Below are 15,574 nucleotides of genomic sequence, written 5' to 3'. Positions count from 1 at the left end.
ATATCGGCAAGATTAAGCTGAGAGAGCGAAATGGGGAACATTTTTGCAAATATTAAAGGAGATAAGGTAATCTGGGCTACTGCCGGGCTACTGGCGATATTTTCATTTTTGCCGGTGTATAGCGCGAGTAGTAATATTGCTTACCTGTATGGTGATGGAAGTACTTTTAAATATTTGATAGTTCACTTTTTCCATTTGTTATTAGGCTTTTGTGTAATGTTCGCAGCGCATAAAGTTCCTTATCGATATTATAAGGGATTATCGATTATAATGCTGCCGGTAGTAATTGTATTATTGATCTATACGATGGCTCAGGGAACGGTTATCGACGGGGCAAATGCCAGTAGATGGATCAGGATTCCGGTCTTAGGAGTTACGTTCCAGTCATCTACGTTTGCAGCAGTGGTTTTAATGATCTATGTGGCTAAATATATGTCCAGGATCACCGATAAAAAAATCACTTTTAAAGAAACAATTTTACCGCTTTGGGTGCCCGTAGGTTCAGTATTAATGTTAATTTTGCCGGCCAATTTTTCGACAACTGCGATCATTTTTGCTATGGTTTTGGTTCTCATGTTTTTAGGAGGTTATCCCATAAAATATCTGTCCGCAGTAGTGTTCGCCGGAGTCATTTTATTCGGAATTTTTGTTTTGGCAGCGAAGGCATTTCCTGGAATTTTACCTAACAGGATCGATACTTGGGCGAGTAGGATAGAGAATTTTACAAATGGCGAAGATACCGAAGCAGATTATCAGATCGAAAGAGCAAAGATAGCCATCGCAAGAGGTGGTATTGCAGGAACAGGGATTGGGAAAAGTGTGCAGCGAAACTTTTTACCACAGTCTTCTTCAGATTTTATCTATGCGATAATTGTTGAAGAAATGGGGTTAATTGGGGCGTTCGGAGTGATGTTAGCCTATTTAATGATCTTGTTTAGGATTATTATCGTGGCGACCAAAGCAAATACTGTTTTTGGTAAGTTGCTGGTTGTAGGAGTAGGGATTCCAATTATTTTTCAGGCATTGGTAAATATGGCGGTTGCGGTAGAATTATTTCCGGTAACCGGGCAAACATTACCATTGGTAAGTAGTGGTGGGACATCGATTTGGATGACTTGCATGTCACTAGGGATTATACTTAGTGTAAGTGCGAAAAGAGAAGAAGAAAAGGAATTTGAAGAAGCTGAAAGAAGGGCAGAGGATGAAAATCCTTTGGATATTTTAAGCGAAGCAATATGAGTAAAGATCTACGTATCATATTATCTGGTGGAGGAACGGGTGGTCACATTTACCCGGCTATTGCTATTGCCGATGAGGTAAAGAGACGATATCCCGATGCGAAGATCAAATTTGTTGGGGCGCAGGATAAAATGGAGATGGAGAAAGTGCCGCAGGCTGGTTACGAGATCGAAGGTCTTTGGATTAGCGGTTTGCAGCGAAAGCTAACGTTTAAAAATCTAATGTTTCCATTCAAATTACTGAATAGCATTAGTAAATCCAGAAAGATCATAAAAGATTTTAAACCTAATGTTGCCATTGGTACAGGAGGATTTGCGAGCGGACCTTTATTACATGTTGCTAATAAGCAGGAAATACCAACCTTGCTTCAGGAGCAAAACTCATTTCCTGGAATCACCAATAAGATTCTGGCAAAAAGAGCAAATGTGATCTGTGCGGCTTATGATGAAGTGAAGCGATTTTTTCCGAAGGAAAAAGTGAAGAAAACAGGAAATCCGGTACGCCAGGATTTACTGGATATTGATACTAAAAGAATAGAAGCGCAAAAGTTTTTCAATCTGGATTCAGATAAAAAAACAGTGCTGGTTCTTGGTGGTAGTTTAGGAGCAAGAAGAGTGAATCAATTAATCGCTCAATATGCCGATCGCTTGAAGAAAGAAAATATTCAGTTGATCTGGCAGTGCGGAAAATTATATTACGAAGATTACAAAACTTATACTGAAGGGACTGTTCAGGTTCATCAGTTTTTAAATAAAATGGATCTGGCTTACGCCGCGGCAGATGTGATTATTTCGCGTGCCGGTGCAGGTAGCGTTTCAGAGCTTTGTATAGTTGGTAAGCCGGTAATTTTTATTCCGTCACCCAATGTTGCAGAAGATCATCAAACCAAAAATGCGATGGCAGTTTCAAAAAATAAGGCGGCCATCACTATTGGTGAAAACGAGCTGGATGAAAAATTCGAAGATACCTTTTTCGATTTGCTGAATAATGAAAGCCAGCAAAAAGAATTAGGCGAAAATATTAAGAAAATGGCTCTGCCTAATGCAACGGCCGATATTGTAGACGAAATAGAAAAACTAATTATCAGGAAAGCCTAGATTGAATAATTTAAGTCACATACAAAACTTTTATTTTATCGGTATTGGCGGTATAGGGATGAGTGCGTTGGCGCGCTTCTTTAAATCTCAGGATAAAAATGTCGCCGGTTACGATAAAACAGCTTCAGTGCTTATCAAAGAGCTAGAAGCTGAAGGTATTTTGGTGACTTTTAAAGATGATATTAGTGAAATTCCGCAGCAATTTAAAGATTCAGAAAAAACACTTGTAGTTTATACTCCAGCAGTCCCTAAAGATAATGCGCTTTATCAGTATTTCGTAGATGAACAATTTATTCTGAAAAAGCGTTCAGAAGTTCTTGGCTTAATAAGTAGCGATCGTTTCACGCTTGCTGTGGCTGGGACTCACGGTAAAACTACAACAACGGCAATTTTAGGCCATCTATTAAAAGAAACCCATGCGCCGGTAACGGCATTTTTGGGCGGAGTAAGCGAGGATATTCAAAGTAACTTGATTCTTAAAGGCGATGAAGTTATCGTTGCTGAAGCAGATGAATTTGATCGTTCTTTTCTTCATCTTTCTCCAAATATCGCCGCCATTAATTCTATGGATGCAGATCATCTGGATATTTATGGCGTAAACGAACATTTGCAGGCTTCATTTAAAGCTTTTGCAGATCTACTTCCTGAAGATGGGACGCTTTTCGTTAAAAACGGACTTCCGCTTAAAGGAAAGACAATTGGAATTGAAGATGACGCTGATTTTTCAGCAATCAACATAAAAATAATAGGAGGGAGTTATCATTTTGATCTTAAAACTCCTACAGAAATTATTGAAGGATTTATTCTTAACCTACCAGGCAGACATAATGTCTTAAACGCTGTAACGGCTCTGGCTATGGCGCTGGAATATGGTTCCCCAACCAACCAGTTAAGCCAGGCGTTACAGAGTTTTAAAGGAATAAGAAGGCGTTTTTCATATAAGATCAAAACTGAAGAATTGGTTTTGATCGATGATTATGCGCATCATCCGGCAGAAATAGATGCTGTGTTTGGAGCGGTAAAAGAATTGTATCCTAAAAAGCCTAATTTGGTCATTTTTCAGCCTCATTTATTTAGTAGAACCAGGGATTTTGCAGATGATTTTGCTGAAAAATTATCACAATTCGATGAGATTATGCTTATGGATATTTATCCGGCGAGAGAAAAGCCGATAGTAGGGGTAGATTCTGAGTGGTTATTAGGGAAAATCGATAATCCAAAGAAGCAATTAGTGAAAAGAAACGAATTATCGGCCAAAATCGCTAAAACTAAGGCTAAAGTTATTTTGATGCTTGGAGCCGGAGATATAGGAAATGAAGTTGAAACCGTAAAAACCGCATTAGAAAATGAAATCTAAATTAGGTTACATAAAATTTGTGCTTTTGCTGGCTTTGGTTGCTTTTCTATATGGATTTGCAGGAAAAAGGCATAGCCAACGAAAATTGAATGGTATAGAGGTTCATTTTACAGACAACGAAAACCTGTATGTTACTGTAGATGCGGTTAATAAGTTGTTGATACAAAATGAAGAGGCTAACGAAAACCTGGGGCAAGAAACTTTAGATTTGAATAAGGTAGAGACGCTTCTTAATAGTCATGATATGATAGAGAATGCCGAGGTTTTCTTGAAATTAAACGGAAAACTCTCTGCAGTTGTGAGCCAGCGTAAACCTATTGGGAGAGCCGTAGGTAATACTTCATTTTACCTGGATAAAAATGGAGAGGTCATGCCACTTTCAGAGAATTTTTCAGCAAGGGTGCCTCTTATGCTAGGTTTTAATGAAACTAATATTTTAAAGGCTTATCCGTTGGTGAATTATATAAAAAATGATAGTTTTTTAAATAAGCACATCACCACAATACATCGTCTGGCTAATGGTCGTTACGAGCTTAAGTTGCGTAAAGCGGGTTTTACGGTATATTTTGGAGAAGTGAAAAATATAGAGCTGAAATTCAACAATTTCAAGGCATTTTATAAAAAGGCATTAAAAGATAAAAAGTTAGATACCTATAAAAAAGTGAATCTACAGTTTGGTAATCAGGTTGTATGCACTAAAAAGTAAGATATGGAGCAAAACGATATTGCAGTAGGATTAGATATAGGGACGACAAAGATTGTTGCCATGATAGGCAAGAAGAATGAGTACGGCAAAGTAGAGATCGTTGGGATAGGTAAATCCAGAAGTTTGGGTGTGCACCGTGGAGTGGTAAATAATATCACGCAAACCATTCAATCTATACAACAGGCCATTCAGGAAGCTGAAGCAGATTCTGGACAAAAGATTAAAGATGTAGTTGTAGGGATTGCCGGGCAACATATTAGAAGTTTGCAGCATAGTGATTATATCACAAGGCCAAATCCTGAAGAAGTTATCGATGCTGAAGATATTCATAGTTTATGCAATCAAGTGCATAAACTGGTTATGTTACCTGGGGAAGAAATAATTCATGTACTTCCGCAGGAATATAAAGTAGATGGGCAGGCTGAAATTAAAGAGCCTATCGGGATGTATGGTGGTCGCCTTGAAGCAAATTTTCACGTGGTTGTAGGCCAGGTTTCTTCAATAAGAAATATTGGTAGATGTGTGAAAAGTGCAGGTTTAGACCTTTCAGCAGTAACATTAGAGCCTTTGGCATCTGCAAATGCAGTGCTTAGTCAGGAAGAAAAAGAAGCAGGTGTAGCACTTATCGATATAGGTGGTGGTACTACAGATCTTGCAATTTTTAAAGACGGAATTATTAGGCATACAGCAGTAATCCCTTTTGGAGGAAATGTGATTACTGAAGATATTAAAGAAGGTTGTTCGATTATCGAAAAGCAGGCAGAATTGCTGAAGATCAAATTTGGATCGGCATGGCCAGGAGAAAATAAGGATAACGAGATCGTTTCTATTCCTGGATTACGAGGAAGAGAACCAAAAGAAATTACGCTTAAAAATCTTTCGAAGATCATTCATGCTCGTGTGGTAGAAATTATTGAGCAGGTTTACCTGGAGATAAAAAACTATGGTCACGAAGATCAAAAGAAAAAGCTTATTGGTGGGCTTGTGTTAACCGGTGGAGGTGCGCAATTAAAACATCTTAAGCAATTAGTAGAGTATATCACAGGTATGGATACCAGGATTGGTTTTCCTAACGAACATCTGGCAGGAAATAATGATTCTGAAACTACCAGCCCAATGTATGCAACAGCAGTTGGATTGGTGATGAATAGTTTAGAAACTAGCAAAAGCAGTTTTCAGGAAGAAGCTGTTCTTAAAGAGCCAGAGCCAGTGCCGGTAGATGAAGAAGGAGAGGCAGAACGAGAAGAGCCTCAAGTACAGGTAGAACAGCCTAAGCCCCGAAAAAGTATTTTCGATAAATGGGCAGAAAAGTTCAAAGATTTTTTAGATAACGCAGAGTAATACATAGCACAATAGAGAACCAGTAAAATTGAATTTATGAGCAATACAGAATTCGGAGACATTTCATTCGATTTACCTAAAAATCAATCGAACGTCATCAAAGTTATTGGTGTAGGTGGTGGCGGTAGTAATGCTATTAACCACATGTTTCAACTAGGGATTAAAGGAGTAGATTTTGTAATCTGTAATACTGATGCGCAGGCATTAGAAAACAGTACTGTTCCTAATAAGATCCAGTTGGGAGTTAGCCTTACCGAGGGACTTGGAGCAGGAGCAAATCCTGAAATTGGAGAACAGGCCGCAGTAGAAAGTTTTGATGAGATTAAAAACATGCTCGATGTGAATACCAAAATGGTATTTATCACTGCGGGTATGGGAGGTGGTACCGGTACAGGTGCAGCACCAGTGATCGCAAAACAGGCCAAAGAAATGGATATTCTTACGGTAGGGATCGTAACTATTCCTTTTCAGTTTGAAGGTAGAATGAGAAATGAACAGGCTCAAAAAGGAGTTGAAAAACTTCGGTCGCATGTAGATTCTCTAATTGTGATCAATAATAATAAACTTCGTGAAGTTTATGGAAACTTAGGTTTTAAGGCCGGTTTCTCTAAGGCAGATGAAGTTTTAGCTACTGCTTCTCGTGGTATTGCTGAAGTAATTACCCATCACTACACACAAAACATTGACCTTAGGGATGCAAAAACGGTGTTGAGTAATAGTGGTACTGCGATCATGGGATCTGCATCTGCTTCAGGGGCAAATAGAGCTCAGGATGCAATCGCTAAAGCTTTAGATTCTCCTTTACTAAATGATAATAAGATTACCGGTGCTCAAAATGTATTGCTATTAATTGTTTCCGGTTCCGAAGAAATTACTATAGACGAGATTGGTGAAATCAATGATCATATTCAGGGTGAAGCTGGTCATAGTGCCAATATTATTATGGGTGTCGGTGAAGATGAGGCCTTGGAAGGTGCTATTTCTGTAACCATTATAGCTACTGGTTTTAATGTAGAACAGCAGGACGAAATCACTAATACTGAAACTAAAAAGATTATCCATACACTAGAGGATGAACAAAAAGCGGAGCATGAGTTCCCTTCAGATCGTGGAAACACTGGTTCTTTTACCGAGTTACCTTTGCCTGAAGAAAGTAAAGAGCCAGAACAACCAAAGAAGATCGTTCATACTTTAGATGAAAATATGGATGAGGTAGAACCTTCGAAACCTGAAGCTCCTAAAGCTCATGTTGTACCAGAGGTGAAGCCACAAGTAAACGAAGTTCCTAAAGCTGAAGTTAAACCAGCACAAGCTGCTCCTACTAAAGATCCAGACCTTTATACGCCGCCTTCAGCTTATAACATGGATGTGTTTTATGATGATGTTAATCCTGAAGATTTCGTGATCAATGATACGAATGCAGGAGTTGAAGAAGTTGAAGCTGTGGAAGAAGAAAATAATGATGAAGATCAATTTATGTTCACTTTCGATTTTCCTATCAATCAGGAAGAGCGAAAGCCAGAACCACCAAAAGCTGAAACTCCAAAGCCAGAAGTTAAAGAAGAGCCTAAGCAGGAGCCGGTAAAAAGACATGTTTTGAATACGGAAGATGCTGAAGAGCCAAGTTACGAGGTGAAAAATATCGAAGTAAATGAGCCTGTAGAAGTAATTCCTGCAACAGAAAATGTAGCAGATGGTACAGTGAAACGATATAGCCTTGACGATTATATGGAATTCGAGCAGCAATTAGAGAACTCGAAACCAGAAAAAGAGGAAAAAAAAGAAGAGCCTAAAGACGAAACCATAGCTTTCGAAAAGCGTACGGTACAACCAACACCGCAAAAGGAAGAGGAGCAGGACGCAAATCCGTTTAATAATCCAATCCCAGAGCATGTAGTAGAACGTGCAGCAGAGCGTCGCGCTAAAATGAAGGAATTCAATTATAAGTTTAGAAGTAATGCTTCGCAGATCGAAGAGATCGAGAAGCAGCCAGCTTATAAAAGAGCCGGTATTAATTTAGATAGTACTAATCACGGCGAGAGTAAAATGTCTAGAACAACTTTAGGACAGGACGAAAATAATGATCTTCAGTTTAGAAGAAATAATTCGTTCTTACATGATAATGTAGACTAGATAACCAATTTTTATAAATGTAAGAAAGGAGGCTTTTAAGTCTCCTTTTTTATTTCCTGCAAGTTAGAGAGTTTTGAATGATCTTAAATTTAGGTAGTGTAATCATTATAGCGCAACCGAGCATTACCAGATAGGAATAAATCACGCTAAGGTTAATCGCTACTAAAAGATAAAGGCGGACAAAAGTATAATAAATCCTAAAGAGATGTTTTTTATGTCGTTTATCATCGCGTAGGATTAGAGATATATGAAAAAAAGGAGGCAAAATTTTGCCTCCTTTTTTTGTATTAAAAATGTAGATTATAAATCTTTCTTACTCTCTGCCTGAATAACATCAGTATCTTTGCGATATTTTAAAAGGCTAATTCCTGCTAGGAAAAATATAAATCCAATGATACTTAACGCCCAGGGACTTAAAGCCAGGGCTAGACTTCCAAAAATTCCTAATATTCCCATTACAAGTGCAATTGCTCCACCAACGGTTAATATAAGTGCAAAAATCTTAATCATAATTATCGATTTTGGTTAATTGTTGCACTAATTTATATAATTAACTGATAGTCAGTTTTTAATTAACACATCTTAAGTTTTTTCCTATTGTTTCAATTTATGGTTTTGCGCCATATTTCAATTTGCTTAATGGCTTCAGCTTCGTCTTCCCAGCCTTTTATTTCCAGGCTATTGTCTTTGTCGTAGCTTAAAAACCATAGTTCGATAATGTCTTTGGCTTCGGGATAATTGTTTAGGAAAACTTTATAAGATTCGGCTTTAAAAATTTGATCTTTTTTTAGCGCTGGCACGGCAATGATCTTGTCGTCCTGCTCACCTTCATCGATCAATTTTAAAACAGCAATAGGTTTTATTGGGATGATGTCACCTGTTTTTACAGATTGCCCTAAAATAAGTACATCTAAGGCATCGCCATCTCCGCCTTTATTAGGATCTGAATAGGTTGAAGGTATAAATCCGTAATTGCCAGGATAGGGTAAGAATTCTATGATTCTGTCGTTGCCATTTCGCTGATCTGGAATAAATTCCTGAAGTGAATGATCAAACTCGAGTTTAAGGTTGGTGCCTGAAGGTATTTCGACGACGGCTTGATAATTTCCGTCTTCGTCTTTTAAAGGAAGATTCTCATAATCTGGTTTGGTATTACAAGCATAAGCTATAAAAAGGCTGCAGAGTATGAGAATCTTTAATTTTTGCATCATTTATTTTTAATCCCAGTAGATCATAAAATACTTGAATTTAGCGTCATCTGGAATTTGCGATGATCTAATCTTAGTATCAGTATCATAACGCAAACTAGAAGGTAATTCTTTCTTGTCTATAGTGATATAAGCATTAATTTCATCTAGAAAAACTACAGCCGAACTAATAGTGTTTTCTATTCTCGATATTTTATAATTTTCAACAATATCTTTAAAAGTACTTTCAGAATTTAAACCTGCTTTTGTTTTAAATCTTGGATCTAAAACTCGAATATAACCAACTGTGCTTGTACTGTCGAATTCTTGTGCAGGCTCTAAAATTAGTAAAGCTTCACCACCTTTTTCATAAACCTTAATTTCGTCTGTGGCTCTTAACTGCATTGGTCCGCTGGTTTCTTTTACCAGAGAATCTTCGCGGTATAAAGAGTCTAATTGGTTAATTTTGATATCTTTTTTTAGTTTACCAACCTGTGATGCGGTAATTAAAAAAGGATTGTCTTCATCTTTTTGGCAAGAAGTAAGTATGATGGCAGTTAAAGTGAAAATTGCCAGTAAATGTTTCTTCATAATAATTGGAATTACTTTTCTGTTTAATTTGGCGTATTTGGATTAACGGAAAAAACTGATCTGTGGTATTTTAAAATGAAAAATTTCCACGAAAAATTATCCCGAAATTCAATCGATTTAGGATTCTAAAAAATTTTTATAAAAGTAAGCATTACCTTTAAATTGCAGGAAAGGATTTTTTTAGTATGCGCTTAAATTACGGCTGCTTCCAGTAGTTGTATAGTTCCTGCTTCAGCATTAATTTCAGCTTCAATTCCGTTTGGTATTGTGCTGTTATCATCAATATGTCCTATCATTGCTCCGCTAAATGCCGGGATGGCAAGAGGTTTAATGTAATGATCCAAAACTTCCTCTAAAGTTAAACTTCCGTAGCCACTTCCGCCGGGATCACATTCAGTACATTTTCCAAAAACAAAACCTTTAATTTGTTTAAAAACGCCACCAAGTTGTAATTGCGTCATCATTCGATCTACCGCATATACTTTTTCACCAACATCTTCGATATAGAGAATTTTATTGCTCCAATCTGTTGGGAAATATTCGCTTCCCATAATTCCTGTTAATACTGAAAGGTTTCCGCCTAATAATTGCCCTTTTGCGCTGCCGCCGGTAATGGTACGAGTACGATTTGAAGTCTGAGTAAGATTATCTCCAATTGATTTTGGATTTTCCAGAAGCGGATTTTCTTTATCGAATAAAATAGCTTTAAGGTGCGAAACACTGAAGGTATTCCAGGTTGAAACCGCTACCGGCGCATGGAAAGTTACCAAACCTGTTTTTTCGAAAATAGCCGAGTGTAAAGCTGTAATATCGCTGTAGCCAATAAAGATCTTGGGATTTGCCTTTATGGCTTCGTAATCTAGAAGTTCTAAAATCCTTGCTGAACCCGAGCCGCCACGCAGCGCAATAATTGCATCAACAGATTTATCTTTAAACATTGCGTTTAATTCGCCTGCACGCTCTTTGTCTGTTCCGGCTAAATGGCCATATCGGTTTTTTACAAACTCACCAAACTTCACTTTTAGCCCCATTGCTTCAAAAGATTCTTTTGCGATCTGGTAAGGTTCAGTTTCAAAAATAGCACTGGCCGGGCTTACGATTCCTATAGTATCTCCTTCTTTTAGAGCTTTTGGTTTAATGATATTTGCAGCCGTATTACTTCCGTAGAAATTAGTGGTAGCGTAAGAACTTAAAGGAATGGCAAGGCTGCTTAGGCCGATATTCTGTAAAAATTTGCGTCTTTGCATGATGAGGTTTTCAAGATTAGTATTGATCGCGAACAGTGGTTAAAATTTCTTCCATAGCTTGTTTTAGCTGCGAAGTAGGCACGGTATAATTACTGTTCATAAAACTAAAATATAAAGTTTTTCCGCTTTTCGTAATTAAGAGTCCGCTTAAGGAATGATTGTTTCTAAGCGTTCCGGTTTTAGCGTAAATATAAGCTTTGTCTGATTTATAGTAGTTTTTAAGCGTTCCAGATTCGCCACCGGCAGGAAGCAGTGATTTGAATTTATCTTCACCAATTTCTTCAGTAATTTTTGAAATCAGCTTTACCACACTGCGAGGTGTAAAAAGATTATAGCGCGTTAAGCCAGAACCATCATGCCAGTTGATTTTGTCTGGCAGGTCATTTAGTAGATTCTCCTGTGCATAATCGATGGCGATATCAGTTTCTAGGGTGTCTGAAATAATCCCTGCGGAAACCAACAAAAGCTGTTCTGCGATGAAATTATCGCTTTCCTGAAGCATTTTTTTATACAAACTATCTGAAGCTTCATTGCAAATTGTGTGGTCTAGATCTATGTTTTTAGGTTTTTGGGGCAAGATCATCACTTCTTTTCGAAGCGTGTCGCTTAGTAATTTAGCTGAAGTGTATGCAGAAGTAATAAATGGGACTGATCGGGTGGATGCTTCAGTTCTTTTTTCACTTTTATACCTGAAAATGTTCGAATCGATATCCCGGTAAACTCCGGCGCCTAAACTTTTGGTTTTTTCAGTAGAAATAGAATCATCAAAAACATCTGGAAAGCTTTTCGATGAATTTTGATCTTTTTTGAATTCAAATTGGACTATGTTTCCATAAAGCGGCAAAGCATTTCTTTCCGCAGAATAATAGCTATTATAATCGTCCCACGCCCACCCGGGGCCAAACTTAGATTCAGTGAAATTCGACGAAAGGAGAAACAATTTTTTATCTGAATTTCGTAAAAAATCGAGTGTTTTTTCAGAATTAAAGTCGGCATAAAGAAATCCGGGATCGCCGGTGCCTTTAAAAATGAGACTGTCGCCGTAAATCGTATATTTTATGCTGGGAATGGAGTCTCCAATAATCTTTAGAGCAGTATAAAACGTAAATAATTTGGTATTAGAAGCCGGAGTGAAATATTTGTCTCCATTTTTATCGAATATCGTCTTGTTGGATTCAGGATCGTAAATCACCAAACCTGCAAAGCCCTGCTTAAAAGCCGGAGAATTTTCAAAAACCCGGTTTACATTTTTTGTGGTTTTTAAAGAAGCACAGCTAAAGCAGGAAATTAGGGAAAGTACAGTTATAAGGTATTTTATTTTTATTTGCATTTTATTTAAACTTAATGTATTTAAAATAAGGAATTTAAGGTCTTTTGCGTTCTGTTTGAATTTTTAATAAAAGTGGTGCTTATCATAGTTTTTTATGTGAAAAAAATCTTAAAATACGTATATTTCTTTCTGTAATCTCAAAATTTAACACAAAAAGGAATGGAGAAAAAATTTACTTTTTTAGCTCTCTTGAGCTTTATGTTTACTACTACCTTTTTTGCGCAAAATCAAATTGTCTCTGGTACAGTGAAAGTCGCAGAAGATAATATGCCTTTGCCAGGAGTAAATGTTATTGTTAAAGGAACCAGTAATGGTACTGTTACAGACATGCAAGGTAGCTATAGTTTAGAAGTACCGCCAAATTCTATTTTGGTATTTTCAGCAATCGGTTTCGTAAGCCAGGAAATAGAAATTGACGGTCAGGAAGAATTAGACGTGAGTTTGGTTCAGGATACAGAAAGTCTCGATGAAGTTGTGGTAACGGCCTTGGGAATTTCGAGGAACAAAAAGTCCTTAGGTTACGCTACACAGGAAGTCGAGGGAGAAGACTTAAATCTTACTAACCAGCAAAATGTTCTTGGAACTTTGTCTGGAAGAATAGCAGGTGTTCAGGTGACAGGCTCATCTGGGGCTAGTATGGGCGGAACCCAGAAAATTAAAATTAGAGGTGTAAATTCTATTAACGGTGGAGATGAGCCATTGATTGTTATTGATGGAACACCAATTTCCAATAGTAATTTTTCTGGGAGTGCAGGTGCAGATTATGGAAATCTGGCACAGGATATAAATCCCAGCGATATTGAATCTGTAAATGTTTTAAAAGGTCCGGCAGCATCAGCACTGTATGGTATTAGGGGACAATATGGTGTGATCATGATCACTACCAAAAAAGGTAAAAAAGGACCAAAAGATGTTAGAGTTCAGGTGAATTCTTCATTAATGTTAGAGTTTGCTGGAAATTTTCTTCCGAAACAAAACATGTATGGTGGGGGATCCAGCCAAACATTTAGGACATTGGCCAACGGTGACCCTTATGTAGATTTAAGTGTTGATGAAAGCTGGGGGCCAAGGATGGATGGTACGCCTGTTCGCCAGGTGTTTAGTTTTTATCCGCAGGATCCTACTTATGGTCAATTAACTCCTTTCATTCCGCATCCAGATAATATTGAAAATTATTATGAAACCGGAGTTAATTTAAATAACGGGGTCACGGTATCTGGAGGAAACGAAAATACGACATACCGTTTGAGTCTTAATGATACAAGAATTGAAGGGATTGAGCCAAATACAGAGTTAAAAAGAAATAATCTAGGTGTTAATGCGAGCCTTGATTTAGCTGAAAATATTACAGTTTCAACAAATATTAATTATGCGAGAAATGATGCTCAAAGACCGGGTCAGGGTTCTGAATATGGAGTAGCATATTTTAACCAGTGGTTTCAAAGAAATCTGGATATGACCAGATTGAAGGATTATATGTATGATGATGGAACGATACTACACTGGAATTTGAGAAGACCAAATTCTGATACTGGTGAAATCACAAATTTTGATCCATTATACTGGAACAATCCTTACTTTAATGCATATGAGAACTTATCAAATGATAGTAGAGATCGATTTTTTGGTGATGTGACATTGAGTTACAATATTTTACCAGAATTAGAGATAAGAGGAGCTATTAGATCAGATATGTATACTCAAAATATCGAAAATCGTACTGCATTTGGTGGTACTGGTTTGCCGGCCTATTCTGTAGGTAAATATCAAAATAAGGAATGGAATTATGAACTACTGGCACAGTACAATAAAAAGTTTGGTGATATTTCGCTAGACGGAACGCTAGGTGGAAATATCTATAATAGGAATTATTCTTATTTATCGCAGGCAACTGTTGGTGGGCTTTCGGCTCCTGGATTTTACAATATAGATGCTTCGATAGACCGTCCATCGACAACTTCTTATAAATTAGAAAAACAGATACGCAGCCTTTTTGCGATGGTTTCTTTAGGATATTTGGATACTTATTTCTTAGATGCTTCTATTCGGAACGATAATTCTTCGGCGTTGCCAGAAGATAATAATTCCTATTGGTATCCTTCGGTTTCGGGTAGTTTGGTGTTTAGTGAACTTGTTAATTGGGAGGTGCTTTCATTTGGTAAATTTAGAGCAAGTTATGCTCAGGCAGGATCAGACCTGAGTCCATATAGAACTACCGTAGCTTACGGTGTAGGAACTGTGTATAACGGTGTGAACACGCTATATGTACCAGATAATTTAAATAATCCTGATATAGAACCTTCGTTTTCGCATTCTTATGAAACAGGATTAGATCTTCAGTTTTTTGGAAATAGATTAGGTTTAAATTTTACTTATTATAAACAACGAAACAAAAACCAGATCATTAGTTTAGATGTTTCAGGTGCTAGTGGATATGGGTCGAGTACTATTAATGCCGGGCTAATTGAAAATGATGGTATAGAAATAAGTTTATCAGGAAAACCTATTCAATCAAATGATTTTAGCTGGGAGGCTATTTTTAATATTAGCCAAAATAAAAGTGAAGTAGTGGAACTCGCTCCTGGTATCGATGTTTATAATTATGGTTCGACAACTTATTCTAGCGTGAGTAGTTATCTAAATTCTTATGAAGGAAAGCCATTTGGGAGTCTGGTAGGACAGGCTTATCAAAGAGACGAAGCTACTGGAGACATTTTAGTTGATGGAAATGGTATGCCGTTATATACTGACTCGACTTACGATTTTGGAACAGTATTGCCAGATTTTACAGGAGGTTTTCAAAATACTATTAGATGGAAGAATCTAAGCCTTAATGCTATGATCGATTTTCAGGGGGGAGGACAATTTTTTAGTCGTTCTAAGATGTTAGGAGTAAGAACAGGGCAAGATCCATTAACCGTGGCGACTAATGAAAATGGGATGAATGTTAGAGATCCATTGGAAGATGGTGGAGGAGTTCTGGTTACCGGTATATCGGCAGAAACCGGAGAGCGAGTAGAAAATTTTGTAGATGCTCGATCGTATTACAGAAATGTTTTAGGTCGAAGAATTTACGAAGAATGGTTGTACGATGCTTCATATATCAAATTGAGTGAAGTCCGATTTGGATATACATTTGGAACAAAAACAATGGAAATGTTGCCTTTTGATTCTGTTAATATAGCTTTAATAGCTCGTAATCCTGCAATGATTTGGCAAAATGCGCCAGATGGTATCGACCCTTCGGCGATTTCTACAGGTTCGCAGTCCATAAGTTGGTATGAGTCTGGGCAGTTAGCCACGGTTAGATCTTACGGAATCAATCTAAATATCACATTTTAAGAAA

The 15,574-nt window shown here is 37.4% G+C and carries 12 protein-coding genes; 7 read left to right on the top strand and 5 right to left on the bottom strand.

Annotated features, from left to right (window positions below; all coding sequences use genetic code 11):
• Positions 1-30 precede the first annotated feature (30 nt).
• The 6 genes from BM201_RS12295 to ftsZ are packed head-to-tail and all read left to right on the top strand — an operon-like array spanning position 31 to position 7,873.
• The gene (locus BM201_RS12295) at positions 31-1,239 is read left to right on the top strand and encodes an FtsW/RodA/SpoVE family cell cycle protein (RefSeq protein ID WP_092543064.1); all 1,209 of its coding nucleotides are present in this window, start codon (positions 31-33) and stop codon (positions 1,237-1,239) included.
• A complete protein-coding gene (gene murG, locus BM201_RS12290; protein ID WP_092543062.1) occupies positions 1,236-2,336 on the top strand; it encodes an undecaprenyldiphospho-muramoylpentapeptide beta-N-acetylglucosaminyltransferase in 1,101 nt (366 codons plus the stop codon). The genes BM201_RS12295 and murG overlap by 4 nt, the downstream gene beginning before the upstream one ends.
• Position 2,337: 1 nt before the next feature.
• Entirely contained in the window at positions 2,338-3,693 is a 1,356-nt protein-coding gene (gene murC / locus BM201_RS12285) for a UDP-N-acetylmuramate--L-alanine ligase (RefSeq protein ID WP_092543060.1), read from the top strand.
• Positions 3,683-4,399, top strand: a complete 717-nt coding sequence (locus BM201_RS12280; protein ID WP_092543058.1) for a cell division protein FtsQ/DivIB — start codon at positions 3,683-3,685, stop codon at positions 4,397-4,399. Before murC ends, BM201_RS12280 begins: the two co-directional genes overlap by 11 nt.
• A 3-nt stretch (positions 4,400-4,402) precedes the next feature.
• Complete coding sequence (gene ftsA / locus BM201_RS12275) at positions 4,403-5,740, top strand: cell division protein FtsA (RefSeq protein WP_092543056.1); 1,338 nt, start codon at positions 4,403-4,405, stop codon at positions 5,738-5,740.
• 36 nt (positions 5,741-5,776) lie between these two features.
• Entirely contained in the window at positions 5,777-7,873 is a 2,097-nt protein-coding gene (gene ftsZ, locus BM201_RS12270) for a cell division protein FtsZ (RefSeq protein WP_092543054.1), read from the top strand.
• A gap of 300 nt (positions 7,874-8,173) precedes the next feature.
• Here ftsZ and BM201_RS12265 read toward each other — a convergent pair whose 3' ends face one another.
• The 5 genes from BM201_RS12265 to BM201_RS12245 form a co-directional block, all read right to left on the bottom strand.
• A complete protein-coding gene (locus BM201_RS12265; RefSeq protein WP_084841378.1) occupies positions 8,174-8,383 on the bottom strand; it encodes a hypothetical protein in 210 nt (69 codons plus the stop codon).
• A gap of 92 nt (positions 8,384-8,475) precedes the next feature.
• On the bottom strand, positions 8,476-9,084 hold the full coding sequence (locus tag BM201_RS12260) for an inorganic diphosphatase (protein WP_245758632.1): 609 nt from the start codon (positions 9,082-9,084) through the stop codon (positions 8,476-8,478).
• 6 nt (positions 9,085-9,090) lie between these two features.
• Entirely contained in the window at positions 9,091-9,651 is a 561-nt protein-coding gene (locus BM201_RS12255) for a hypothetical protein (protein WP_092543052.1), read from the bottom strand.
• Positions 9,652-9,842: 191 nt separating this feature from the next.
• The gene (locus BM201_RS12250; protein WP_092543050.1) at positions 9,843-10,898 is read right to left on the bottom strand and encodes a S66 peptidase family protein; all 1,056 of its coding nucleotides are present in this window, start codon (positions 10,896-10,898) and stop codon (positions 9,843-9,845) included.
• 16 nt (positions 10,899-10,914) lie between these two features.
• Complete coding sequence (locus BM201_RS12245) at positions 10,915-12,228, bottom strand: D-alanyl-D-alanine carboxypeptidase/D-alanyl-D-alanine-endopeptidase (RefSeq protein ID WP_092543048.1); 1,314 nt, start codon at positions 12,226-12,228, stop codon at positions 10,915-10,917.
• A gap of 159 nt (positions 12,229-12,387) precedes the next feature.
• Here BM201_RS12245 and BM201_RS12240 point away from each other — a divergent pair, with 159 nt between their 5' ends.
• Positions 12,388-15,570, top strand: coding sequence for a SusC/RagA family TonB-linked outer membrane protein (locus BM201_RS12240; RefSeq protein ID WP_092543046.1), 3,183 nt, complete (start codon positions 12,388-12,390; stop codon positions 15,568-15,570).
• Positions 15,571-15,574 lie beyond the last annotated feature (4 nt).

The organism is Zunongwangia mangrovi, assembly GCF_900112105.1.
GTDB classification, from domain to species: Bacteria; Bacteroidota; Bacteroidia; order Flavobacteriales; family Flavobacteriaceae; genus Zunongwangia; species Zunongwangia mangrovi.
Note: the sequence above shows the minus strand (reverse complement) of the source record. Positions and strands in the feature narration are given on the sequence as shown.